At 52.9% G+C, this 22,309-nt stretch carries 23 protein-coding genes; 2 read left to right on the forward strand and 21 right to left on the reverse strand.

Annotated features, from left to right (window positions below; all coding sequences use genetic code 11):
• Positions 1-116 precede the first annotated feature (116 nt).
• Entirely contained in the window at positions 117-368 is a 252-nt protein-coding gene (locus AC4PHM_RS03885; protein ID WP_492019581.1) for a hypothetical protein, read from the reverse strand.
• Between the two features lie 15 nt (positions 369-383).
• Between AC4PHM_RS03885 and AC4PHM_RS03890 the strand changes: the two genes are divergently transcribed.
• Both AC4PHM_RS03890 and AC4PHM_RS03895 read left to right on the forward strand, forming a co-directional pair.
• A complete protein-coding gene (locus tag AC4PHM_RS03890; RefSeq protein ID WP_492019583.1) occupies positions 384-2,966 on the forward strand; it encodes an ABC transporter substrate-binding protein in 2,583 nt (860 codons plus the stop codon).
• A 2-nt stretch (positions 2,967-2,968) separates the two neighbouring features.
• Positions 2,969-3,793 carry a response regulator transcription factor gene (locus AC4PHM_RS03895; RefSeq protein WP_492019584.1) on the forward strand — a complete coding sequence of 275 codons (825 nt, stop codon included), beginning with the start codon at positions 2,969-2,971 and terminating at the stop codon, positions 3,791-3,793.
• 217 nt (positions 3,794-4,010) lie between these two features.
• Here AC4PHM_RS03895 and AC4PHM_RS03900 read toward each other — a convergent pair whose 3' ends face one another.
• From AC4PHM_RS03900 to efp, 20 genes are all read right to left on the reverse strand, one after another.
• Positions 4,011-4,220, reverse strand: coding sequence for an SHOCT domain-containing protein (locus AC4PHM_RS03900; protein ID WP_492019586.1), 210 nt, complete (start codon positions 4,218-4,220; stop codon positions 4,011-4,013).
• Between the two features lie 224 nt (positions 4,221-4,444).
• A complete protein-coding gene (locus AC4PHM_RS03905; RefSeq protein WP_492019587.1) occupies positions 4,445-4,936 on the reverse strand; it encodes a ferritin-like domain-containing protein in 492 nt (163 codons plus the stop codon).
• A 111-nt stretch (positions 4,937-5,047) separates the two neighbouring features.
• Positions 5,048-6,373, reverse strand: a complete 1,326-nt coding sequence (locus AC4PHM_RS03910) for a pyrimidine-nucleoside phosphorylase (RefSeq protein WP_492019589.1) — start codon at positions 6,371-6,373, stop codon at positions 5,048-5,050.
• Between the two features lie 20 nt (positions 6,374-6,393).
• A complete protein-coding gene (locus tag AC4PHM_RS03915) occupies positions 6,394-7,218 on the reverse strand; it encodes a purine-nucleoside phosphorylase (protein ID WP_492019591.1) in 825 nt (274 codons plus the stop codon).
• Positions 7,219-7,301: 83 nt separating this feature from the next.
• On the reverse strand, positions 7,302-8,519 hold the full coding sequence (locus AC4PHM_RS03920; protein WP_492019593.1) for a phosphopentomutase: 1,218 nt from the start codon (positions 8,517-8,519) through the stop codon (positions 7,302-7,304).
• Between the two features lie 268 nt (positions 8,520-8,787).
• A complete protein-coding gene (xerA, locus tag AC4PHM_RS03925) occupies positions 8,788-9,675 on the reverse strand; it encodes a site-specific tyrosine recombinase/integron integrase (protein ID WP_492019594.1) in 888 nt (295 codons plus the stop codon).
• A 357-nt stretch (positions 9,676-10,032) separates the two neighbouring features.
• Complete coding sequence (spo0A, locus tag AC4PHM_RS03930) at positions 10,033-10,824, reverse strand: sporulation transcription factor Spo0A (protein ID WP_492019596.1); 792 nt, start codon at positions 10,822-10,824, stop codon at positions 10,033-10,035.
• 14 nt (positions 10,825-10,838) lie between these two features.
• Positions 10,839-12,503: a DNA repair protein RecN gene (gene recN / locus AC4PHM_RS03935; RefSeq protein ID WP_492019597.1), complete on the reverse strand. Its 1,665-nt coding sequence runs from the start codon at positions 12,501-12,503 to the stop codon at positions 10,839-10,841.
• Between the two features lie 10 nt (positions 12,504-12,513).
• Positions 12,514-12,963 (reverse strand): arginine repressor, encoded by a 450-nt coding sequence (locus tag AC4PHM_RS03940; protein WP_492019598.1) that lies wholly within the window; start codon positions 12,961-12,963, stop codon positions 12,514-12,516.
• 117 nt (positions 12,964-13,080) lie between these two features.
• On the reverse strand, positions 13,081-13,896 hold the full coding sequence (locus AC4PHM_RS03945) for a TlyA family RNA methyltransferase (protein ID WP_492019599.1): 816 nt from the start codon (positions 13,894-13,896) through the stop codon (positions 13,081-13,083).
• On the reverse strand, positions 13,889-15,832 hold the full coding sequence (dxs, locus tag AC4PHM_RS03950; protein ID WP_492019600.1) for a 1-deoxy-D-xylulose-5-phosphate synthase: 1,944 nt from the start codon (positions 15,830-15,832) through the stop codon (positions 13,889-13,891). Before dxs ends, AC4PHM_RS03945 begins: the two co-directional genes overlap by 8 nt.
• A gap of 206 nt (positions 15,833-16,038) precedes the next feature.
• On the reverse strand, positions 16,039-16,482 hold the full coding sequence (locus tag AC4PHM_RS03955; protein WP_492019601.1) for a divergent PAP2 family protein: 444 nt from the start codon (positions 16,480-16,482) through the stop codon (positions 16,039-16,041).
• 12 nt (positions 16,483-16,494) lie between these two features.
• On the reverse strand, positions 16,495-17,391 hold the full coding sequence (locus tag AC4PHM_RS03960; RefSeq protein ID WP_492019603.1) for a polyprenyl synthetase family protein: 897 nt from the start codon (positions 17,389-17,391) through the stop codon (positions 16,495-16,497).
• The gene (xseB, locus tag AC4PHM_RS03965) at positions 17,388-17,627 is read right to left on the reverse strand and encodes an exodeoxyribonuclease VII small subunit (RefSeq protein WP_492019605.1); all 240 of its coding nucleotides are present in this window, start codon (positions 17,625-17,627) and stop codon (positions 17,388-17,390) included. Before xseB ends, AC4PHM_RS03960 begins: the two co-directional genes overlap by 4 nt.
• A gap of 5 nt (positions 17,628-17,632) precedes the next feature.
• On the reverse strand, positions 17,633-18,844 hold the full coding sequence (gene xseA / locus AC4PHM_RS03970) for an exodeoxyribonuclease VII large subunit (RefSeq protein WP_492019606.1): 1,212 nt from the start codon (positions 18,842-18,844) through the stop codon (positions 17,633-17,635).
• An 80-nt stretch (positions 18,845-18,924) separates the two neighbouring features.
• Positions 18,925-19,926: a tRNA (adenosine(37)-N6)-threonylcarbamoyltransferase complex transferase subunit TsaD gene (locus AC4PHM_RS03975; RefSeq protein ID WP_492019607.1), complete on the reverse strand. Its 1,002-nt coding sequence runs from the start codon at positions 19,924-19,926 to the stop codon at positions 18,925-18,927.
• The gene (gene nusB / locus AC4PHM_RS03980) at positions 19,916-20,335 is read right to left on the reverse strand and encodes a transcription antitermination factor NusB (RefSeq protein ID WP_492019608.1); all 420 of its coding nucleotides are present in this window, start codon (positions 20,333-20,335) and stop codon (positions 19,916-19,918) included. The genes AC4PHM_RS03975 and nusB overlap by 11 nt, the downstream gene beginning before the upstream one ends.
• A gap of 276 nt (positions 20,336-20,611) precedes the next feature.
• Positions 20,612-21,001: an Asp23/Gls24 family envelope stress response protein gene (locus AC4PHM_RS03985; RefSeq protein WP_492019609.1), complete on the reverse strand. Its 390-nt coding sequence runs from the start codon at positions 20,999-21,001 to the stop codon at positions 20,612-20,614.
• Between the two features lie 191 nt (positions 21,002-21,192).
• Positions 21,193-21,639, reverse strand: a complete 447-nt coding sequence (locus AC4PHM_RS03990; protein WP_492019610.1) for a CD1247 N-terminal domain-containing protein — start codon at positions 21,637-21,639, stop codon at positions 21,193-21,195.
• Positions 21,640-21,748: 109 nt separating this feature from the next.
• Positions 21,749-22,306 carry an elongation factor P gene (gene efp, locus AC4PHM_RS03995; RefSeq protein ID WP_492019611.1) on the reverse strand — a complete coding sequence of 186 codons (558 nt, stop codon included), beginning with the start codon at positions 22,304-22,306 and terminating at the stop codon, positions 21,749-21,751.
• Positions 22,307-22,309: the final 3 nt, after the last annotated feature.

Genomic DNA, 22,309 nt, shown 5'->3' on the forward strand with positions numbered 1-22,309 from the left:
TCACGCCGACCATTTCACCAATGATTGCAAACCCGCTGATGTGGAGAAACTTGGTGTCTGACACCCAGTTTCCTTTGTGGCTGCAACCGCGAGCCTGCGTACACTCTGTGAAGTCGTTACATGGTTTGGATGTTGACTTTGTGATAAAATTTCCAAAGAATAATTGGCTTGGGGGCAATAGGCGCCAGCCGCAATAGGCGCCAGCCGCAATAGGCGCCAGCCGCGCGGACGACTTCGGAACTGGTGACGCGGACAACTTCAGAGTTGGTGACGCGGACGACTTTCAATTCGGTGCCAGAGCATGCGATAACGTTTCTCAGTGAGGCATTTTGTTGTAGTGTCCCTTTCCACAACACCATCGAAAGCAAGAAAGGAAATCTCCTATGACTAAGCGTTTCAATAGATTGAGGTCTAAGATCTCTGTCCTTTTCTCATTGATCTTTGCAATATTCCTTGCCTTGGGATGGCTCTATCCCCCTGCTTATGCGACCACCTTCGCGTCTACTCTCGCCGCTGCACCGGCTGCGCATGTGGGTGAAGGGACCATCGGCAGGGTTTCGCCTTTGCCTTCAGGGAAGGTACCTGATGACCTGACCGAGCTTGTCCTGCAGCTGCGCTGGGACCACCAGTTCCAGTTCGCCGGCTATTACGCCGCCCAGTGGATGGGCTACTATGAAGAGGAAGGCCTGAAGGTCGACATTCGGCCTGCATTCACTGCGACGAGTCCGGACATCCTGGACGCCGCCCTGGAGGTCGAGGAAGGACGGGCGGACTTTGGCGTGGGTGCCGCGAACCTCATGATGGCCCAGGACGCCGGCATGGATCTGATCCTGGTGGCCTCCATCTTTCAGCGCAGCGCCGTCGAGTACGTCACCTTGCTGGAGGACCGGGGCAACACGGTGTTCGACCTGTCCCAGCTGCATATCGCCAGAAGGCCTGGGGATCTCCTGGACCTGGAGCTTCAGGCCCTCCTCGCCAGCGAAGGCATTGCGCCCCATGCCAACCGCACCACGGACATCACCAGGGACTTCACCCTGGAGGACCTGATCAATGAAACTTTTGACGTCGTCCCGGATTTCCTGGGTCAGATCCCCTACGCCGCTGAGAAGGCCGGCATTCCCGTTAAGGTGATCCGGCCGGCGGAGTATGGCGTTGACTTTTATGGGGATACACTTTTTACGTCGGGGAAGCTCGCCGGGAGCAATCCTGAGCTCGTTGAGCGGTTCCGGCGTGCGAGCATAAAGGGCTGGTTATACGCCCTGGAGCATCCCCTGGAGATTTCAGAGCTGATCGTGACGCGGCTGGCAGCCCCGGATGCTTCCCCCGTGAGGCAGGCTGCTCTCCTCGACTTCAACACCTACCAGGCTGGGAAGGTTCTGGAGCTGACCCACTATCCCATTGTCGAGGTCGGAAACATCAACCCCTTCCGATGGATAAAAATGGCGGAAGCCATGAAGAACCTGGGCATGATCGAGGGCGTGCCGGACCTGGAGACCATGATCTTCGACTACGACCAGGTCAAGATGACTCAGCTCGAAAACACCCGCAAAAACCTGGCTTATGCCTTTCTGATTTTGACTGGCCTCATTACCTTTTTTTTCGTCGTTTACCTCAAGCGCCGCAATTCCCTTCTCCTCAAGGAGATCGACGACCGCCAGCTCGCCGAGCGGCAGCTGGTCCTCAGCAACGCCCGTTATGAAACCATTTTCCGCAGCTCCGTTCTGGGGATCACTGTGACGGATTCCGAGGGCAACATCCGTCATGTCAATGATGCCTGGTGCAGCATGACCGGGTATTCAGCGGAGGAACTTTGCCACATGAACATTGAACAGCTGATCGCAAGTGACAGCAGGGAACTGGACGCCGACCTGCATCGCGACCTCATGGAAGGCCGCATTGCCAGCTATTCCATGGAGAAGAAATATCTTCGAAAGCCGGATCCCCAAAATCCTGATCAGGAAGGCCACTTCCACGGCCGCATGGTCCTCACCCGCATCTGGGATTCCGGCGCGGACACCATGCTCAATATGAGTATGGTGACGGATATCACCAAGGAAGTCAGAGATGCCCAGGCAGTGCGCCGGGCGGAGGCGCGCTTTCGGAAGATCATCGGCCAAGTCGCTCAGGAAATAGGCGGGTCAAGCGCTGCGCTCATGGGCAGTCCGGCAGCCGGCGACCTGTCCATGAACCTGGAGGAAATCAACCTCGAGCTGGAGCGGCTCTTCACCCGGGAGCTGGAGGAAAACCGGCGAAAAGACGCGCTGATCCGCTATCAGGGCCGCATGGCGGCCATGGGCGAGATGATTGGCAGCATAGCCCACCAGTGGCGCCAGCCCCTGCACACCCTGCGCCTGGTCCTCATGAACCTCAGGGATCCGGGGAATGATCCCGATTATGTGGAGTCCTGCTACCTCAAGGCGAACGCGCTGATCCGCCGCATGTCGGAGACCATTGACGACTTCCGGTATTTCTCAAATCCCCGAACTGAGCCCCGGGCCTTCACGGTGACCGAGTCGGTGCGGCTGGTGCAGGGCCTGGTGGACGAGCAGCTGCGTGTGTCCGGCATTACTTTAACAACCGAGAATTTAGAGAGCCTTCAGCCGATTGTCGGTTTCGACAACCAATTCTCCCACGTCCTCTTCAACCTGATCTCCAACGCTATTGATGCCCTGAAGCTCAACCCGCCCGGTAAGCCGCGAACCATCCGTGTTGCTGGGAAGCAGCGCGATGGGTCTCTGACCGTGCGTGTTGAGGACTCGGGACCAGGGATTCCGGTTTCGCAAGCGGACAGCGTTTTTGAAATGTATTATACGACCAAAGAAGCCCAGGGCGGGACAGGACTTGGACTGCCCATGGCCAGATCTATCATTGAAGCCGCTTTTGGAGGGCGCCTCACCTTGGCGTCTTTTGACGCCGGATGTGCGTTTGAAATTGTGGTGCCTATGAGTGGAAAGGTTGGTGAATGAGGATGAGTGTTGAAAGAAGGACTGATGTTGTTGAAAACGGTGTCACTGGGAGCCAGGATGCGCCGAAGGCGGAGACGCTTCTGAATACCCTGCGCCTGCTATATGTGGAGGATGACCGGGAAGCCCTGGAGGAGCTGGCGCATTTTCTGAAGAAACGCGTCGCCTCCCTGGCGGTGGCTTCCAACGGACTTGAAGCCTTGGAACTTTGCAGGCGTCAGACCTTTGATGTCATCCTGTGCGATCTTTGGATGCCCAAAATGGACGGCTTTACGCTGATCCAGACCCTCCGGGAAGAAGCCATATTTACCCCGGTCATCATCACCTCCGCATTCTCGGACCTGGAAACCGTGTTAAAAGCGATTGATCTGGGCATAGTGAAATACTGCGTCAAGCCAATTGAAGCGGATGAACTCCTGGACAGCCTCTGCCGAATTGCTCAGGACAAGCTGTCTGCGTCCGGGGAAGCGGCAGGGCGTCTGATGGACCGTCAGGCGCGGCTAGAGGCCGAAAAGGCCTTGAAAAGCGCTTTTGCCCATTTGCTGAAGTCACTGACGGGTAAAGGCCCAAGAGAGGTTCACGTCTCGCTGGGTGCCCATGATTTGGAGCTCTGGGCAACGGAAGTCCAGTCTCCTTTTGAGACTTCACTGTTGGGGCTAAAGGAACATTCAGGCGTCGTGCCCTATCTCAGGAAATCCTTGTATACAGGTTATCAGCAGCGATTTGAGGCGCTGATTGCGGACCACCTGAAGGTGTCCGCTTCTTTGGAAGAAGTCAGAGTCGTGATTGAGGAAAATACCGATTGGCTGGTGTTTAAGTTGAGAGGTTAGTTATAGTTTGGTGACGCGGACAACTTCTGAACCAGTGACGCGGACAACTTCTGAACTGGTGACGCGGACAACTTCTGAACCAGTGACGCGGACAACTTTCATTTTGGTGCCAGAGCTTCACACAATTCTCGTACAATTTAATAGCGAATCATCCAAACTCAGCAAACAAAAAACCGCCCTTACCAAGGCGGTTTTTAACATTAAATCACATAAATCCTCATCCGCGCATATTGCGCAGCATCCTCAAATAGGTCTCTTCGTCAATCTCGCCCTTCGCGTACCTGCTTTTCAGCATTGCTTCGGCACTCGAGGCAGAACCTGCAGTACTTCCGGCGGATTGAAATTTGAACGGTCTGTCTGCAGCGTCACTGCCTTTAAACGCCAGATAAATGACATAGCCAATTATGCCCCAAAAGATGATCATCATGATCGATCCCTCCCTTATTCTCCTTTCACTCTACCAAAATCGTATGGAGGTTTAATGGAGGTAGGTAAAAAAACGCACTGTTTGTGCATTAACGCGGCACCGAACTGCACCTTCAAGATAAGTCAGCGCCTACGCTTACAAACAAGCGGCCAGGTGACGTCTCGATTCTGCAATCGAGCTGCCCCTGGCCGTTTCCTTTTTATCCCTTCAATTTTCAGCAAGACCTAAAACGGCGCAAACCCCTGATCTACCCACCAGGTGTTCTGGAGCTTATCATACTCCTTGGAGAACATATCCAGGTGGACCTGCTCCCATTTAGCCAGAGTACCAAACAGCGAGCGAGCCGCAGTGATCTCAGAGCGCTTGGCAGCATTCTCATAGAATTCCACAGACATGCGCTCCATTTGGATGCCAATGCCAAAGACAGAAACCGCAAGGCTCGCGCTGGTTCTGTCGAGATTTTCCCACTGAAAGATATTTGGACTCGGAGGATTGTCCATCATTGAAAGCTTGATGACGTCCTCTTCGCTGTCTCTGACCTTTTCAAAAAGCTCTTTCAGCCACTCAATGTGCTTTCTCTCTTCCTCTGCCAAAGTCGAAAAGGCTTCTTTGACAGAAGGATCCGTTGTTTTTTCGTGGGCCATTTTGTAAAACTCATAGCCTTCCAGCTCGTTGATGATTGCCGTTTGAATGATTTTAAGCTCCTGATCCTTCAAAGTTGAACCCTCCCTATGATGTATGTTCTATCAAAAAGTTTTTATCCCAACCATCCTTATTACCTAATCATTACCTCAATACCGCGCTCAATACCACACACAATACGGCGCTCAATACCTCACTATCCCATCCTTGCTCACCACAGCGTGAATCAGCTTCGGCACAGGCACATCCTCCTCCTGGATCTGATAAGCCCCCAGAAGTCGTTCACGTGCTTCCTCCAGCCGCGTGTCGCTGTTGGTGTGGAGATACGCCAGGACCTCCCCCTGTTTCACCGCGTCCCCAACCTTTTTGACCAGCACTATGCCGGCGCCGTGGTCAATAACGCTGTCCAGGGTTTCGCGCCCCGCACCCAAAATTGTGGCGCTGATGCCCACCTCATCAGATTGGATATGAAAAACGTGTCCCCCGCGCACAGACAAGACCGGCTCAATGATTCGAGCCCCCGGGAGCAGCTCCGGCGCGTCAATCTGTGACACCTCGCCGTGCTGGGCAGCCACAAAGGCCTTCAGCTTCTCGAAGGCCGCACCGCTGCGCAGGGCATCCAGAACGAGTTCTGAGCCCTCCTCCGGCGACTTGGCTTTACCGCCTAGGTAGACCATCATCCCACCGAGTCTGAGGCAAAGCTCACGCAAATCCTGCGGCCCCTCTCCCCTCAGCGTCGCAATGGCCTCCTTGACTTCCAAGGCATTGCCTATCGCGTAGCCCAGCGGCTGATCCATCCCGGTGACAACGGCAATAACTTCCCTGCCCATGCCATCGCCAATATCCACCATAATCTGACCCAGCTCAATAGCGCCGTCCACGGTTTTGACGAAGGCGCCGCTGCCCACTTTGACGTCCAAGACAATGGCGTCACTGCCCGCCGCCAGCTTCTTGCTCATGACACTGGCCGCAATCAGGCTGACGTTGTCCACCGTCGCGGTGACATCCCGCAGCCCATAGAGCTTCTTATCCGCCGGCGCAATATTCTTCGATTGGCCAATAACTGCCAGCCCTACCTCGTTGACCTGTCGGATAAAGTCATCCGAAGATACCTCAACCATTAAGCCGGAGATGGATTCCAGCTTATCCAGCGTGCCCCCGGTATGTCCGAGCCCGCGGCCGGACATTTTGGCAACCGGTACGCCGCAAGCCGCGACCATCGGCCCAAGGAGAATCGTGGTCTTGTCCCCGACCCCGCCGGTGGAATGCTTATCCACCTTTATGCCGGCAATGCTGGAGAGATCCACCGTATCGCCCGAATGCATGACGGCCTCGGTGAGGTCCACCGTTTCACGGCGATCCATTTTATTGAGAAAGATGGCCATCAGGAGCGCCGAAACCTGATAATCCGGGATTTGGCCGTTGGTGTAGCCCTCGACGAAATAACGGATTTCCTCCCTGGTCAGCGTCCCGCCGTCGCGCTTTTTGTGAATGATGTCATACATGCGCATGGTTACCCCTCCTTCGTCGCTCACTTCAGTATTGGCACCACAGCCTTAACCAGCGCTGTAAACGTGGCTTTCACACGCTCCGCGGTCTCCACCACTTCGCCGTGATGCAGCGGCTGATCCAGAATACCGGCAGCCATATTGGTAATACAGGAAATTCCTACCGTTTTTATACCGCAGTGATTGGCCACCAACGCCTCCGGCACCGTGGACATCCCCACCGCGTCCGCGCCTATAATCCGGGCCATGCGCACTTCAGCAGGCGTCTCGTAGGACGGCCCGGGTGACATGGCGTAGACGCCGCGCTGGAGTCTGATGCCCATCTCTTTGGCCAGCCTTCGGATCTCTAAATTGAGCGCTCTGTCATAAACCTCTGAGGCATCCGGGAACCTCGGCCCAAACCGTTCATCATTCGGTCCAATCAGCGGATTGTGGCCGGACAAGTTCAGGTGGTCTTCAATCAGCATCAAGTCCCCCGGCTCAAACCCTGTGTTGACCCCACCTGCCGCATTCGTCAGAAGCAGATGCGTCACCCCCAGCAGCTTCATGACGTAAACCGGCATGGCCACGAGCCCGACGTCATAGCCCTCATAATAATGGAACCGCCCCTGCATGGCAATGACGCTGCGCCCTTCGAATTCCCCAATCACGAACCGCCCGGCATGGCCCTCCACCGTCGAAACGGGGAAGCCCTCCAGCGTGTCGTAAGGGACGCAGACCGGGTTCAAAATCTCGTCCGCCAGTCCCCCAAGTCCGCTGCCCAGAATCAAGCCGACTTCTGGTGCCTTGCTGATCTTGGCCCTCAGCGCCTCCGCCGCAGCGGTCATCACGTCGTACGTCAGTTTCACAAAAAATCCCCCTTAAAAAGTTCAAAAACATTTTTTAGCCGATGGTCACCCAAAAGTCCTCACCTGCATCACTTCACTTCTCTTTAATTCTTCAAAATCTCTCCGGCGAAGCTTCGCCCGTGATCCATTGGGGTCAGACCCAGAAGTTCAGCGGTGGTCTGCGCAATGTCGGCAAAAGTGTCTCGTGTCCCTAGGGACACCCCTTCTTTGACATAATGCCCTACCACGAGGAGCGGCACATATTCCCTGGTGTGATCTGAGCCCTTGTAGCCCGGATCATTGCCATGGTCGGCTATCAGGATTAAGAGATCGTCCTCTCTCATGGCGCCTAATAGCTCGGGCAGCCGTTGATCAAATGCCTCCATGGCCAGCCGGTAACCCTGCGCATCTCTTCGGTGACCATACTTCGCATCAAAATCCACCAGATTTGTGAAGAGGATTCCGGTCGAATCTGTTTTCAAGAAGTCCAGCGTTTTGTCCACCCCGTCCATATTATCCTTGGTGTGAACCTCCTCTGTGATGCCCTGGCCGTTAAAAATGTCATAGATTTTGCCCACCGCCTGAACGTCATAATTCGCTTCTTTGGCCTTGTCCAACACCGTAGGTTCAAAAGGGTTGATGGAGTAATCCCTGCGGTTGGAGGTTCTGGTGAAGGCGCCGGGTGTCCCAATAAATGGCCGTGCAATGACCCGCGCCACCTGGTCCTTGCCCCGTAAAATTTCCCTTGCGATTTCACACATGCGGTAGAGCTCGTCAAGACCTACGACTTCTTCGTGAGCGGCGATCTGAAAGACGCTGTCCGCGGAGGTATAGACAATGGGATTGCCGGTTTCCATGTGTACCTTTCCAAAAGCCTCTATGACTTCGGTGCCGGATGCAGGCTTATTGCAAAGCGCTTTGCGTCCCGTCTGAGCTTCGAAAGCGTCGATGATGTGGGTCGGGAAACCACCGGGATAAGTCTGGAAGGGCTCTGAAATCTTTAAGCCGGCAATTTCCCAATGCCCAGTTGTGGTATCCTTGCCGTTTGAAATCTCGCTCATGCGGCCATAAGCGCCGCGCGGTGCTTCCGTCCTGGGAACGTAATCAATGCCCTCAATATGTCCCAGACCCAGCTGGATTAAGTTAGGCAGGTTCACGTCAGAGCCTGAACTCAGAATACTCTTCAGGGTATTCGCGCCGCTGTCGCCAAACTCAGCTGCATCCGGCAGTTCGCCTATGCCGACGCTGTCCAGCACAAATAAAATCACCCTTCGGATGGGGCCCGGCGGGACAGGCTTATTAAACTTCGCAGAATTAGTCATCTTAAAGAATCACCTCTTTTTGAGAATCTAAATACTTAGTGTCGTGTAACACTAAAACTAGACATCCTATAGCACACTAGTAATCATACCCATTAAACTTCAAATGAAGACGTAAAACTGCAAAAAAATGCCGGCCGATGGTCATATTTCAAGGCGAAAACGGGCATTGACAGGCACGATGGCCGCAGCTTCTCCTTCCCTCCAGGGCCAACAAACCTACCCCATTTAAAAAGGCCCGCACACTGCGCGGGCCTTACCTATTCTTATTCTACGACTTCCTAGAATTCTTCTTCGCGCTGTTCGCCATATCCTGCTTGACGGCGGTGTATAAATGTGTCGTCGTCAAATCCGAATGGCCCAGCATTTCCTTGACTTCCTTAAGTTCGACGCCGCTTTCAATCATGTGGACAGCAAAGGAGTGTCTCAGCGTATGCGGCGTGATGGTCTTTTTGATGCCTGCCTGCTCAGTGTACTTCTTGATCAGCTTCCAAAAGCCCTGACGGGTCAGACGCTGTCCGGCGTTGTTGACGAAAGCGGATTCGTCACAAACCACACCCCGGCGGCAAATTTTTTCGCGGCCGACTTTCAAATAATGCTCAAGGGCTTCAATGGAGGATTTCCCAATAGGAACTACCCGAACTGAATTCCCGGTGCTGCAGCGTATGTAACCCAGGCTGAGATTGATGTCCTCAATATTCAGGGACACGAGCTCAGACACTCTGAGACCAGTCGAATACAAAACCTCGAGCATGGCCTTGTCTCTGAGGCCTATAGGAGAGTGATCCGACGGTTCTGCCAGCAGTCGTTCGACTTCATCTACCGTCATGATTTCAGGGAGCTTCTTTTCAAACTTGGGACGCTTCAGTTTTTTCGCCTGATTGTGTTCCACAATCTTCTGGTCCTGAAGGTAATCAAAGAAAGTGCGCAGTGTCGCCAAAACCCGAGACTGTGTTGCTGCGGACTTCCCCATCTGATCCAGATGCTGAATAAAAGTCTGCATGTCGTGGGTTTTGACCTCAGAAATTTCACTTACCCCTTTAGTCTCAAGATAGTCCACCATATCCCTGAGGTCACGGGTGTAGGCTTCCAGAGTATTGCGGGAAAGTTGCCGTTCATTTTCAATATGATGGATAAAGTGTTGAACATGTTTTTTCATAGCTACCCCTCAGACTTGTCGCTGACGGCGACGAATTGGATAAAGCGACATAGTGTATGACTTAAAAGCTATTGCTGTGTTGGACAGCCCTAAGCTGTCCTGATGCAAATAATGAAACTATAAGACTGCATTTACTGGATGTTTGAAGGGGTTGATGCCTTGGTTCTTCTTCAGAACCTATCTATGGGATGCACAAAATCTAAAATTTAGAAACTAAACAAACCTTGATAAAACGTTTCACCATACCCTAACAGTATAGCCCTCTAAGCCCTAGAGTTCAAGAGCCCAGGCGCTAATTGACGGGACAATTGAAGATAATTGACCTTATATGATCAGATTCAAGCAGCAGGTTGCCCCTTAACTGCCGGACTCCTGTTTGACCTCGTTACGGACGTGATGGGCAATGTAGGCAATAAACTCGCCATTGGTGATCCTGCCTTCGCTGATTGGGAGGTTCAAATTGAAGAAATTGGCAAAAATCTCTTTCGAACCTCGCTGGAAAGTCAGTTCAACCGCGTTTCGAATCGAGCGTTCCACCCTTTGTGAGGTAGAATCATGCCGCTCCGCAATGCCCGGGTACAGGGTTTTTGTAATTCTCATGAGATGGCTCTCGTCCTCATAGACCATGGCTACTGCGTCGCGAAGATAGACAAACCCTTTGATGTGAGGCGGCACCCCCAGCATTTGCAGGACCTCGGTAATGGTGCGCTGGACAGCGAAATCATCTCCAGGCGACGCCGCTGGCGGAACTGAGAGGGTTTTTGACTCTTCCTGGAGGATTTGCTCCAGACGTTCAATGAGCAGGTCAAAATCAATGGGCTTGACCATGTAATACTTGGCACCAAGGCCAATGGCCTGACTGGTCAGTGAATCCTGACCTATGGCAGAAAGAATGATAATCTTGGGATGATAATCTTTGACCCCGGACTGGTTAAACCGTTCCAGAACGCCCAGACCATCCAGCATTGGCATGATCATATCCAGGATGATGAGGTCAGGCCGCATGGAGAGCATCAGTTCGAGGGCTTTCTCGCCATTATTGGCTTCACCAATTACCTCAAACGTATCACTGAATTCAATCCTGTCCCTTAGAAGCTCTATGAAATTTTGATTGTCGTCCACCAAGAGGACTTTAACTTTTTCTGTCATACGCCAGGTCTCCTTTAAGTTTCTGTCAGCAAGGATCTTGCGTGTTCAAGTGCGGTCTCGTTGATCTCGCCGCCGCCAATCATGCGCGCGATTTCTTCCACGCGGCGATCGCCAGAGGCGCTGTGGACTTCTGTATAGGTACGATCCTGATCTACTCTTTTTTCAATGACCAGATGGCAGCTGCCCTTAGAGGCAATTTGAGGCAAATGCGTTACCAGGATGACCTGGTTGTCTCCCGCGATCTGAACCAGCTTTTCTGCCACACGGGACGCCGTTCTGCCGCTGATGCCGGAGTCGATTTCGTCAAAAATCTGAGTACTGGCATACCGGGCACGGCGATTGATGAGCTTCACCGCCAGCATGATGCGGGACAGCTCGCCGCCGGAAACAATTTTTCTGAGCTCCTTCATAGGCTCCCCGGGATTGGTGGAGATCAGCCACTGAATGTGAGCGCTGCCCTCCAGCTTAACGGAAGTCCCCGCGACCACAGTGAGCACCTGCTTCAGGCCTTCAAAGCCCAGGCTGGTGAGTTCCTTATGAAGGACACCGGCAAAACGGCTGGCAACCTCCTGACGGGCATCTGTAAGTGCTTTGTCCTGCCGATGGTAAGCTGCCAGCGCCCTCTCAAGGTGTCTAGTGATCTCTTCTTTCTCTTCTGTATAGCTGGCCAGTGACTCAAGCTCTCTTTTCATAGACTGATACTGTGACAGAATCTCAGGAATCGTGCCGCCGTATTTGCGTCTGAGGTCGAAGATCAACGCCATCCGAGCTTCAATCTTTGCGATTTCATGTTCATCCGGCTGATCCGAGGCATCAAAGCTGCCCACGAGGTCGTGAATGGCACTTTCCAAAGTCAGATACCCTTCCTCCAGCTGATCCGCCAAGGCACCCCAGCGGTGCTGCAGCTGGGAAAGCTCGGAAAGCTGACGGCGCGTCCTTGAAATCTGACTCAAATAGCCGTCTTCGGATAAAGCATCTGTTTCAATCTGGGAAACCAATGCCGCAATGCGCTCAAAATGCTTAAGGGCGCTGTAGGTCTCTTCGAGCGCTTCTTCCTCACCGTCTTTCAACGCGGCCTCATCCAGTTCATCCAGCTGAAACTGGAGAAAATCCATACGGCGAGCCACTTCGGATGGATCCATGGTAAACTTTTCAAGGCTTTCCTCGAGGGCAAACACAGCTTTGGCTGCGGCAGCCACCTCGCCTAATGGCCCGCTTAACTCTTTATGACCGAACTCATCAATGAGTCCAAGATAGTTGGAAGGCGTCAGCAGCATTTGATGCTCGTGCTGGCCGGAAATATCCACCAGACCGGCAGCCAGTTCTCTGACTACAGCAGCGGGTACCATGCGCGCGCCAAGTCTGTAGACCGACTTTCCGGAATCCGTGATTTCTCTGGAAAGGAAGAGATCGCCTTCCTCAAGGCTATAGCCAAGGGACTTGATCTGCTCAGCAAAGCCCTCAGAGCGCACCTCAAAAACACCTTCCAGAAGGAGCCTGTCCGCACCGGTTCTGAGAAAGTCTCGTCCGCCCTTCCCCCCAAGCAAAAGTCCAATCGCTTCAAAAATCATGGACTTGCCGGAACCCGTTTCGCCTGTAATGACATTTAAGCCTTCGCCAAAACTGACGGAGGCTTGTTCTATGATCAAAAAATTTTCCAGATAGAGCTGTTTCAGCATCTGAAAACCTCTACTTTGTCATATTTCTAAAAACTTCCAGAGCTTCATCCATTTCATAGCCATCTCTGATGACGAGGAAGATCGTGTCATCCCCAGCTATGGTACCTGCGACTTCCTTGAGATCCACCGCGTCTATGGCAGCGGCTGCGGCATTGGCAGCGCCAATCAGCGTTTTGATGATAATCATATTGCCGGCATGGTCAATAGAAAGGACAGAATCCTTGAACAGCTTCATAAAACGATCTGTCACGACACTCTCCTGCTGCTTGATTGTAGCATATTTGTACTTGCCCTCGCGGGTCAGCACTTTGATCAGCCGCAGCTCCTTGATATCCCTGGATACTGTAGCCTGTGTGACATTAAAGCCGGATTGTCTCAGACTGTTGGCGAGATCCTCCTGGGTTTCAATTTCGTTATTTTCGATCAATTCCAGAATTTTAGCATGTCTTGAATATTTCAATTCAAGTCCCCCTATGGTTTGTCTTCATCGGTTTCAGGATGCAATTGGATATTCGCTATGAACGTATAAATTTCCTTCTTTTGCATAAATTATTTTTTAATTTTTTTGTAATTATTTTTAACCGAGAATCTGATGGGTTTCAGCCACTAGATTTGAAACATAAGCATCATCAACAATCAGGCGGTCTTCTCTTGCTTCGTCGCGGGTCGCATAGCATAAAAACTCAACATTTCCCTTTGGTCCCTTAATAGGCGAGTAAGTGAGTTTGACCGTATAAAGACCCATTTTTTCGGCTTCATTTATTACACTGAGAAGCACCTGCTTGTGAATCTCAGGATCTCGCACTACTCCGTGCTTGCCCACAGATTCCCGTCCGGCTTCAAACTGAGGTTTGATCAGGTACACGGTCTCACCCTGGTCAGCCAACAATGCCTTCATCACGGGAAAAATCAGTTTCAAAGAAATAAAGGCTACATCAATAGAAATGAAATCCACTGGTTCTCCCCCGACACTGTCAAGGGTCAAATGCCGAGCGTTGGTCCGCTCCATGTTCACAACCCGTTCGTCACTGCGGAGCTTCCAGTCCAGCTGGCCATACCCGACATCCACGGCGTAGACCAGTGACGCGCCGTTTTGCAGCATGCAGTCTGTGAACCCGCCTGTAGAGGCGCCTATATCCATGCACCGTTTACCGGTCAGATCCAGGTCATAAGCTTCGATGGCTTTTTCAAGTTTTAAACCGCCACGGCTCACATACTTCAGTGCAGCACCCTTCATTTCGACAACAGAGGTCTCTTTGATCAGGGTTCCCGCCTTGTCCACGACTTGACCATCCACCAGAATGATCCCAGCCATAATAGCGCCCTTGGCTTTCTCTCTGGACTCGAAAAACCCGTCTTCAACGAGCCGAACATCCAGTCTCGCTTTACTCATAGTCCACCCCGTTCGCCTGTGCCGTGTCTGGTGAGGTTTTACCAGTGGTTCCAGGATCCATCCTCTGAGCCTTTCCCTTTGCCTTGACCAAAGCTTCACTGATGCGGGCAGCGACTCTTTTGCCGGACAGACCCAGCTGTTCATGCAGCTGAGGTATGGAACCATGACCCACGAAGGTGTCAGGTACTGCAAAGTTGGTGACGTTATAATAACTTGAGTCCAGCGCCAGCGTAATCCGTTCTCCGAATCCGCCGGTCAGGACATTGTCTTCCAGCGTGAAGATAGCCCGCGCTTCTCCGATGCATTGGGTTAAGCCCACCATCGGCAGAGGTTTTAAGCGTCTTGGGTTGATGAGTCTGCCGCGATAGCCCTGTTCGGTGAGGGCTTCGAAGGCCTCCAGGGCATTGGAAAAGACGTTGCCTACAGCGATCAGGGCAAAGTCGTCGCCTTCCATGCGCTCGATATAAGGCTCGTCCACGCTGCCTTTGAAAGGAAGCAGGGTGGACGCGGCGCCCCTCGGATAACGGACAGTGACCGGGCCGGATTCGCGCTTCATGACAAAGGTCAGTGTCGCTTCCAGTTCGTCCGCGTCTTTAGGGGAATAAATAGCCATGTTGGGAAGATGCTGCAGGAAGGACAGATCGAACATCCCATGGTGGGTTTCGCCGTCCTGGCCGACCAGACCGGCGCGGTCCACAGCCAGGGTCACGTTGGCAATCTGGATGCACACGTCGTGGAGGACCTGGTCATAGGCACGCTGCAGGAAGGTGGAATAGACCGCGAACACCGGTTTCATGCCGGCGGCAGCGAGTGACGCAGACAGCGTTACGGCATGCTGTTCTGCTATGCCTACGTCAAAAAACCGTTTAGGATGACAAGCTCTGAAGTTTTCGAGGCCGGTGCCGTCACACATGGCGGCTGTGAGGGCAACGATGCGCTGATCCTCGGCCGCAAGGGTCGTCAATGTATCCCCAAAGGTTTGCGACAAAGTTTTGACCGCAGGAAGCTCAGAGACCCCTTTGGAAAGTGAAAACTTGCCCACGCCGTGATATTTGTCCGGATCCAGCTCGGCAGGCAGAAAGCCCTTTCCCTTTTTTGTCAGGACATGGATCAGGATAGGGCCGTCATGGGCTTCCTTGGCGCGATTCAGGGATTGTGTCAGAGCGCCCAGATCGTGGCCGTCCACCGGTCCAATATAGGTGATGCCAAGATCTTCAAACAACATACCAGGCACAAAGAAATATTTGACAGAGCCTTTAAGTCGCTTGAGGCCTCGGGCCATAGCGTCGCCGACGCCCGGGACTTTCCCCAGGATGGACTCGGTCTCGCCTTTCAGCCAGTAGTAATTGTTGCTGGTACGAATCCGATCCAGATATTTTGACAGACCACCGACGTTTTCGGAGATCGACATTTCGTTGTCATTGAGAATGATGATGACCTTTTCACGGTCGTGGCCGATATGGTTCAGGGCTTCGAAGGCCATGCCGCCGGTGAGGGCGCCGTCGCCGATCACCGCTATGACGTTCTCTTTTGTGCCTTTCAGGGAACGCGCTTTGGCGAAACCGAGGGCCGCGGACAGCGAGGTGCTGCTGTGGCCGGCCTCAAAGGCGTCGTGCTCGGATTCTGAGCGCTTTAAAAAGCCGCTCATTCCGTCCAGCTGGCGCAGGGTTGGAAACTGGTCCTGGCGGCCGGTCAGCAGCTTGTGGACGTAGCCCTGGTGACCAACGTCAAAAATGATCTTATCCTCCGGGGAGTTAAAGACCTTGTGCAGTGCTATGGTCAGCTCGACTATGCCAAGGTTGGAAGCCAGATGGCCTCCGGTTTTCGACAGGGATTCGAGCAGAAATTGGCGAATTTCTATGGCTAATACTTTGAGTTCCGCCTCGGAGAGCTTTTTCAAGTCCGCCGGGGACTGGATGTGATCCAGGTGTCGCATGGACTTCCGACCTTTCAGATAAGACAGAATTTGCCAGGACGTGGGGATCCTGGCTTGAGGTTGAGTTAATGTCAAATTAGTGTAAGACAGGTTAGCCAAATTACAGGCGGCAATGCGCTTAATCAGCTACCTCAATTATAGAACACTTAATTGCAAAACGCACTACAAATATACCATATATTTCATATTATTTAATCGAATTGCAGTTAAATCATCACATTGGCCACGACAATGCCCAGAATGGCACCGGCAAAGACTTCATAAGGCGTGTGTCCGATCAGCTCCTTCAGCTTGTCCTGGCTGAAGGGCTTGTGCTGGTAAGCGTCTTCAATGATCTGATTGAGAATGGCTGCCTGAATCCCGACTGCCCGCCGGACGCCGCTGGCATCATACATGACCACCAGGCTGGTGACCAGCGCCAAGGCATAAAGCGGCGAATCCCAACCAAGCTGCAGACCTATGGCCGTTGAAAGTCCCATAACCAGTGAACTGTGGGAACTTGGCATACCGCCTGATCCAATCATCCGGTAAAGGTTGAGCTTTCGTTCGGTGACCAGAGTCAAAATGACCTTCAGTGCCTGTGCTATAAACCAGCTGACAAAAGCCACCTGGAACATTCGGTTGCTGACGATGCCTGGAAAAAAGGACATGGACTCACCCCTTTACTTATCCCTGTAACACAGATATTTGAACAGCGCTTCGAGGAACGCCGTGTCGCCTTCGAATTCATTCAGGATTGAAATGGCATGATCGACCCGTTCTTTGACAATTTTCTTCGACACCTCAGATCCAAGCAGCATAGGATAGGTGGTCTTGTCATTGCGCAGGTCGCTGCCGCGAGGTTTGCCCATGGCGGCTGACGAGCTCTCAATATCGAGGATATCATCCACGATTTGGAAGGCCATACCAATATTTAATCCTATGGTCTCCACTTTGCCCAGGGCTTCTTTTCCGGCGCCGCCAATAATGGCGCCCGCCATCATAGCTGCCTTGATCAGATCCCCCGTCTTATGTAAATTGATGTAGTCCAGAGTTTCGACGCCTATAGCCTCGCCTTCGCACATAATATCCGCTACCTGGCCCAGGATCATTCCACGGCACCCGGATTTCTCCGCAATGACTTTTGCCGCGTGAACGTAGCGCTGCATCTTGGCTGGATCCTGAAGTGCCTTGCTGAGCATATTCTCGTAGGCGTAGTTCAGAAGCGCGTCCCCTGCCAAAATGGCAGTTGCCTCACCAAAGACAATGTGATTCGTCGGTTTTCCCCGGCGCAGATCGTCATTGTCCATTGCCGGAAGGTCGTCGTGAATCAGGGAATAAGTATGAATCATCTCTATGGACGCCGCGAAGTCCACGGCATCCTCCTCCGTGCCTCCAAAGAGCTTGCAGAACTCCATGAGGAGCAGCGGCCTCAGCCGCTTGCCGGAAGCCGTCAGACTGTAACGCATGGCCTTGTTGATCTTCTCGATAAATTTATTGTCACTGCGGATGAAGTAGCCGTTCAAGTAGGCGTCCATCTGCTCTGCTTTCAATTCAAACTGCTTTAAAAACTGAGTCATTCCTCCACCTCCGAGGTTTGATCAAAGGGCTTCAGTTCCTCCCCGGTGAGAATCCTGACGCGGCGCTCAGCGTCTTCAATCATGCTGAGGCACTCACGGTAAAGGGCGACGCCCGACTCGAACTCTGCCAGAGCTTTGTCCAGGGGCTGGTCACCTTTTTCCAGTGTCGCGGTAATTTTTCTCAGAGTCTCGAGCTTTTCCTCGAGGGTTTGGTTGGCTTTAGCTGCTTTAGGCATGGCTTCTAGAGAGCCTCCTTTGTAATGGCTTCGACGTTGACGTCCAGGACGCCGTCTCGGAGTTTGGCCTTCAGTTTTTGACCGGGCTGTGCTTTGGAAACCTCATCTACGGCATGGCCGGCCGCATCTGTCAAGACGGCGTATCCCCGTCCCAGGACACCCAGCGGCGACAGCGCGTTCAGCGCTGCTCCCAGCTCAGACAGAGCCGTTTTTTCGCGCCTGAGGCGGTTCTGAAGGCTCTGGTCCAGGTGATCCCGTTCGTAGTCCAGGGTCATGCGTTTCTGATTCAGGCCGTCCTGCAGCCGCTTCAGTTCAGACTGGGGTGAGTGCCGCTCGATTTCGTGCCGCAGTGTCATGAGCCTTGCGGCGATTTTGGCGTGCATGCGGTTTAGACTGCCTTCGAGCTCACTCATCAGCATTTTGTCGCTGGGGAACAAAAGCTCTGCCCCTGCCGATGGTGTCGGAACCCGCTGATCGCTCACAAAATCCGATATGGTAAAGTCCGTCTCATGCCCTACGGCAGAGACCACTGGAATTTCAGAATCATGGATGGCGTCCGCTACGATGCGCTCATTGAAGGCCCAGAGCTCTTCTATGGAACCGCCGCCTCGGCCGATCAGGAGAACATCGGCCAACTTCTTTTCATTGGCGTAGCGTATGGCTCTCGCAATGGACGCGGCAGCGCCTTCACCCTGAACCGCAGCCGGCAGCAGGATGACCTCCGGGAGGCGGGAACGCCTGAAACCCACGTTGAGAATATCCTGGATGGCAGCACCGGTTGGCGATGTGACCACGGCGATGCGCTCCGGTAGCTCGGGAATGGGCTTCTTATGTTTTGGGTCAAAATAGCCTAAGGCGGCCAGTTCAGTTTTTAAAGCCTCGAAGCGCTGGTAAAGGTCGCCTACGCCCAGGCGCTCGACAGATCTGACGTAGAGCTGGTAGCGGCCGTCGCGTTCGTAAATGGAAATATTGCCGGTGCAGGCTGCCATCATGCCGTCTGAGAGGTCAATCTGGCTGAGAATCGTATCTGAGCGGAACATCACGCAGCTGAGGCGGGCTTCGCCGTCTTTCAGCGTAAAGTAAAGGTGGCCGCTGGAATGTTTTTTAAAGTTGGAGATCTCCCCCTCCACCGTCAGGTGGTGCAGGATGGGATCGCGGTTCATGAGCTGCTTGATGTAATTGTTGACTTCAGCGACCTTTAAGGGTCTGAGCTTCATAGGGGAATGGCCACCTCCGTCTTGGAAAATAAAGTTTAAAGGTTTGTTGAAGTTTACTAAGTTGGCCTTGGAACGAGCTGCTATTTCCGCTGCCCCTGCTGATAGCACGCCCTCGCGATCAGCGCGACGCCAACGGCATTGTCACTGGAGTCTTTGACACTGGCATAGCGCGCCGTCAGAGGCTGCGGCAGTGTGCGAAAGCCCATTTCCAGTGCGGCTCTGAGTCTCAGGTTTGAGGCGACGCCGCCTATGATCAGGATGTCTTTAATAGCTGTCAGTTCGGGATCCGGATTGATTTCAAGCGCTTTAACGGCCTCAATCAGCGTTTTGGCCAGACAGTCGATCAGACCTGCCGCCACATCTGCCGGCTGTTTTCCAGCTTCGATCAGGCTGTAAGACTTGTTTTCAAGGCCGGAGAGATTGAACCAGGCTGCGGGCTTGACTTTGGGAAAGGTGCAGGGCTTGAGCGTGTTCTGGTCTTCTGCTTCCATAATCAAGGCTTCCATAGGTTTTCCAGCAGGAAAAGACAGTCCGAGGTGAACGCCGATCCGGTCGATCAGCTGGCCAAAGCTGAGATCTTTTGTGCCCCCTATGAGCTCTGCTCGAAAGCCTGTGCCCAGAAAACGGCAGCTTAAGATTTCCGTGGTCCCGCCGGATAAATGGACGGCGAGAAACGGCCGCTCCAACAATACCGGGTGCGTTTGGCAGCCTGCCATAATATGGCCGTCCTGATGCGTCGTCTTATAGAGCGGGACGCCCAGGGCGACAGACAGGTTTTCAGCGAGGCGGACGCCCGCCTGAAAGACAGGCATATAACTGCCTTCAACGTCTCTTGGGGTGGCACTGACGGCTATGGCGGACAGCTTTGGATGTCCGGCCTCTGTCAGCGCGTGCTCAAGGCGCTCAGGAAAGTGATTGACATGCTGAAAAAAAGCCTCGGATTGCCTCAGCCCACGTTCACCGTCTTTGACGTCCAGCAGTCTGCGTGCGTCAGACAGACACCCCCCCGCCTCGTCCACGACGGCGACAGAGGTTGTGTAAGCACTGGTATCAATGCCCAGGAAGAATTGTTTAGTGCTCATGAGGTGTCAGATCTTCGTGACGGACCATTTCTCCCAGGACACCGTTGACGAAACCCGGCGTCTCGTCGTCAGAAAAGCGCTTGGCGAGATTGACGGCCTCGTTGATGGCGACCGCGGTGCTGACTTCCTCGATAAAGAGGATCTCAGTGGTGGCGAGTCTCAGGATAGAGACGTCGAGCTTCGCGAGGCGGTCAAAGGTCCATCCCTTGAGGTATTTGCCTATGGCGATGTCGATGGTTTCACGATTATCGGCAAAAGCATTGACGACACTGTGGACATACCTGAGATCATCAGACTCTGTCATATTGTCGTTGATATAGTTTTCAAAAGATTTTGACGCGAAATCCTCATGAATGGCCATTTGATACAGGACGTTCATGGCGATTTCACGCGCGAGTTTTCTGCTCATAAGCTGATTAAGCCCTCCGTTTTGTCACACGAGTTGGGGCGCCGCTGAATCTGCGGCGATGATGACGATGATGGCGATGCCGCTGATTAGGAACGTCAAAGTATGGCGGCAAAAATTCGCCTGAAGCTTCCTTTCGCTGGTCCGTGTGGAAGCTATGGCGAATTTTGTACGTGTTCTGCACGCCTGCAGTATGTCGACTTCAGTCTGACAGCGGACTTTAGTGTGTTGGAACCGATCCGCTGCTGCCTACCCGGTGATCAAGCTTCATGTATTTTCTTATTCGGCTTTCGCCGGTGCTTCTTCTTTTTTCTTGAGGTTGATGCCGTTGACGTGAACGTTGACGGCCAGGACTTTGAGGCCGGTCATGGATTCGACGGCCGTTTTGACGTTTTCCTGAACTCGCCAGGAGACATCCGGAATTTTGACACCGTAGTCGACGATCAGGTTGAGGTCGATCTCGACTTTATCCTCTTTGACCTCGACTTTAACCCCTTTGGAAAAATTCTTCTTGCCGAGCATTTCCACCAGGTCCTCGGTGATCTTGCCGCTGAGGCCGCTGATGCCGGTGATTTCTGCCGCTGCAATGGATGAGATGATGCCTATGACGTCATCCGATATATTGACATTGCCATATTCAAGTTCGTCAAGCTGAGTGTTTTCAGTCATGTTCAAACCTCCAATCGTATACGTCCTCATTATACCAAAAACGCATAAAGAAGTACAAACAAAAAGGCCGCGGCGCATCAGCCCACGGCCCCAAGATTTTAATCTTGCAAATGCTTTCTTACGTCGGGTTCGACGCCCTTTTGTGACATTCCTTGCGATTTGGTGAATCCTTTGGAATGGAACAAGCGAAATTACTCGCTCTCCACCTCATCGATTTCTTCCGTGTCGTCGTCTTCGTCTTCGTCATCGTCGTAGCCGCAGCCACAGCAGCTGTCGCACTCGTCTTCATCACAGACTACAAATTCGTTGCCGCAGCCTGGGCAGACAATTTCTGCGCAGCCATTGTCGTCGAACTCTTCTTCAGCGATCAGGATTTCTTCGCCGCAGTCCGGGCATTCGAAGGAGTCGAATTCGTCGTCATAGTCCTCGAGGGCTTCCTCGATGTCTGCAACGTCGTCGCTCAGCGCTTCGACAAACTCGTCGATCTCGTCGACGTTTTCCTGGATATCGTCAAGTTCGTAGACGATGTCCTCAAGGACGCTTATGATCTCCTTCAGGAGCTTGCCTTCCTTCGAATTCTTCTCGATTTCGAGGCCTTCCGCGAGTCCTTTCAAGTATGACACTCTTTCAAACAGCATGCTCATAAACCTCCCTGTGAAATGGATAAGTGGTGGACGTCAATTGCTTTTGTTGCTTTTATTGATTTTGTTGCTATTGCACGCGCTTTCGCGGTGCGGTGTTTATAGGTTACGCTCTTGAGAGGTACTCGTCAGATCTCGTATCGATCTTGATCTTGTCGCCTTCCTCTACAAATAGCGGAACGTCAATGTAAGCGCCAGTCTCGACTTTGACTTTCTTGGTGACGTTGGAAGCGGTGTCGCCCTTCACGCCCGGTTCTGCTTCAATAACGGTGAGGATGACGAAGTTAGGCGCGTCAACCTGGAAGCATTTGCCCTTGTAGAATTTAAGGGTAGCAGAGTCGTTTTCGCGCAGGTAGCGGATCGCGTCCTCAACTTCTTCGTGGTGAAGCGGAATCTGGTCGAAGGTTTCATTGTCCATGAAGTAGTACAGCTCGCCGTCTGAATAAAGGAACTGCATCTCTTTCGTTTCGATGTGCGCTCTCGGGAATTTCTCCGATGGATTGAACGCCTCCTCGCGGATCGCGCCAGTAATCAAACTCTTGTACTTCGTGCGAACGAAAGCTGCGCCCTTGCCAGGCTTAACGTGCTGGAAATCTACGACGACAAACGGCTCGCCATTGATCTCGAAGGTCATTCCTTTTCTAAATTCACTTGCTGATACCATGAA

The organism is Acidaminobacter sp. QWL-03, from assembly GCF_058683855.1.

What these genes read in the sequence shown, in the direction of transcription:
- AC4PHM_RS03890 (WP_492019583.1), top strand. Translation starts at nt 384, where the DNA reads ATGACTAAGCGTTTCAATAGATTGAGGTCTAAGATCTCTGTCCTTTTC.
- AC4PHM_RS03895 (WP_492019584.1), top strand. Translation starts at nt 2,969, where the DNA reads ATGAGTGTTGAAAGAAGGACTGATGTTGTTGAAAACGGTGTCACTGGG.
- AC4PHM_RS03900 (WP_492019586.1), bottom strand. Translation starts at nt 4,220, where the DNA reads ATGATGATCATCTTTTGGGGCATAATTGGCTATGTCATTTATCTGGCG.
- AC4PHM_RS03910 (WP_492019589.1), bottom strand. Translation starts at nt 6,373, where the DNA reads ATGCGCATGTATGACATCATTCACAAAAAGCGCGACGGCGGGACGCTG.
- AC4PHM_RS03920 (WP_492019593.1), bottom strand. Translation starts at nt 8,519, where the DNA reads ATGACTAATTCTGCGAAGTTTAATAAGCCTGTCCCGCCGGGCCCCATC.
- xerA (WP_492019594.1), bottom strand. Translation starts at nt 9,675, where the DNA reads ATGAAAAAACATGTTCAACACTTTATCCATCATATTGAAAATGAACGG.
- spo0A (WP_492019596.1), bottom strand. Translation starts at nt 10,824, where the DNA reads ATGACAGAAAAAGTTAAAGTCCTCTTGGTGGACGACAATCAAAATTTC.
- recN (WP_492019597.1), bottom strand. Translation starts at nt 12,503, where the DNA reads ATGCTGAAACAGCTCTATCTGGAAAATTTTTTGATCATAGAACAAGCC.
- AC4PHM_RS03945 (WP_492019599.1), bottom strand. Translation starts at nt 13,896, where the DNA reads ATGAGTAAAGCGAGACTGGATGTTCGGCTCGTTGAAGACGGGTTTTTC.
- dxs (WP_492019600.1), bottom strand. Translation starts at nt 15,832, where the DNA reads ATGCGACACCTGGATCACATCCAGTCCCCGGCGGACTTGAAAAAGCTC.
- AC4PHM_RS03955 (WP_492019601.1), bottom strand. Translation starts at nt 16,482, where the DNA reads ATGTCCTTTTTTCCAGGCATCGTCAGCAACCGAATGTTCCAGGTGGCT.
- AC4PHM_RS03960 (WP_492019603.1), bottom strand. Translation starts at nt 17,391, where the DNA reads ATGACTCAGTTTTTAAAGCAGTTTGAATTGAAAGCAGAGCAGATGGAC.
- xseB (WP_492019605.1), bottom strand. Translation starts at nt 17,627, where the DNA reads ATGCCTAAAGCAGCTAAAGCCAACCAAACCCTCGAGGAAAAGCTCGAG.
- xseA (WP_492019606.1), bottom strand. Translation starts at nt 18,844, where the DNA reads ATGAAGCTCAGACCCTTAAAGGTCGCTGAAGTCAACAATTACATCAAG.
- AC4PHM_RS03975 (WP_492019607.1), bottom strand. Translation starts at nt 19,926, where the DNA reads ATGAGCACTAAACAATTCTTCCTGGGCATTGATACCAGTGCTTACACA.
- nusB (WP_492019608.1), bottom strand. Translation starts at nt 20,335, where the DNA reads ATGAGCAGAAAACTCGCGCGTGAAATCGCCATGAACGTCCTGTATCAA.
- AC4PHM_RS03985 (WP_492019609.1), bottom strand. Translation starts at nt 21,001, where the DNA reads ATGACTGAAAACACTCAGCTTGACGAACTTGAATATGGCAATGTCAAT.
- AC4PHM_RS03990 (WP_492019610.1), bottom strand. Translation starts at nt 21,639, where the DNA reads ATGCTGTTTGAAAGAGTGTCATACTTGAAAGGACTCGCGGAAGGCCTC.
- efp (WP_492019611.1), bottom strand. Translation starts at nt 22,306, where the DNA reads ATGGTATCAGCAAGTGAATTTAGAAAAGGAATGACCTTCGAGATCAAT.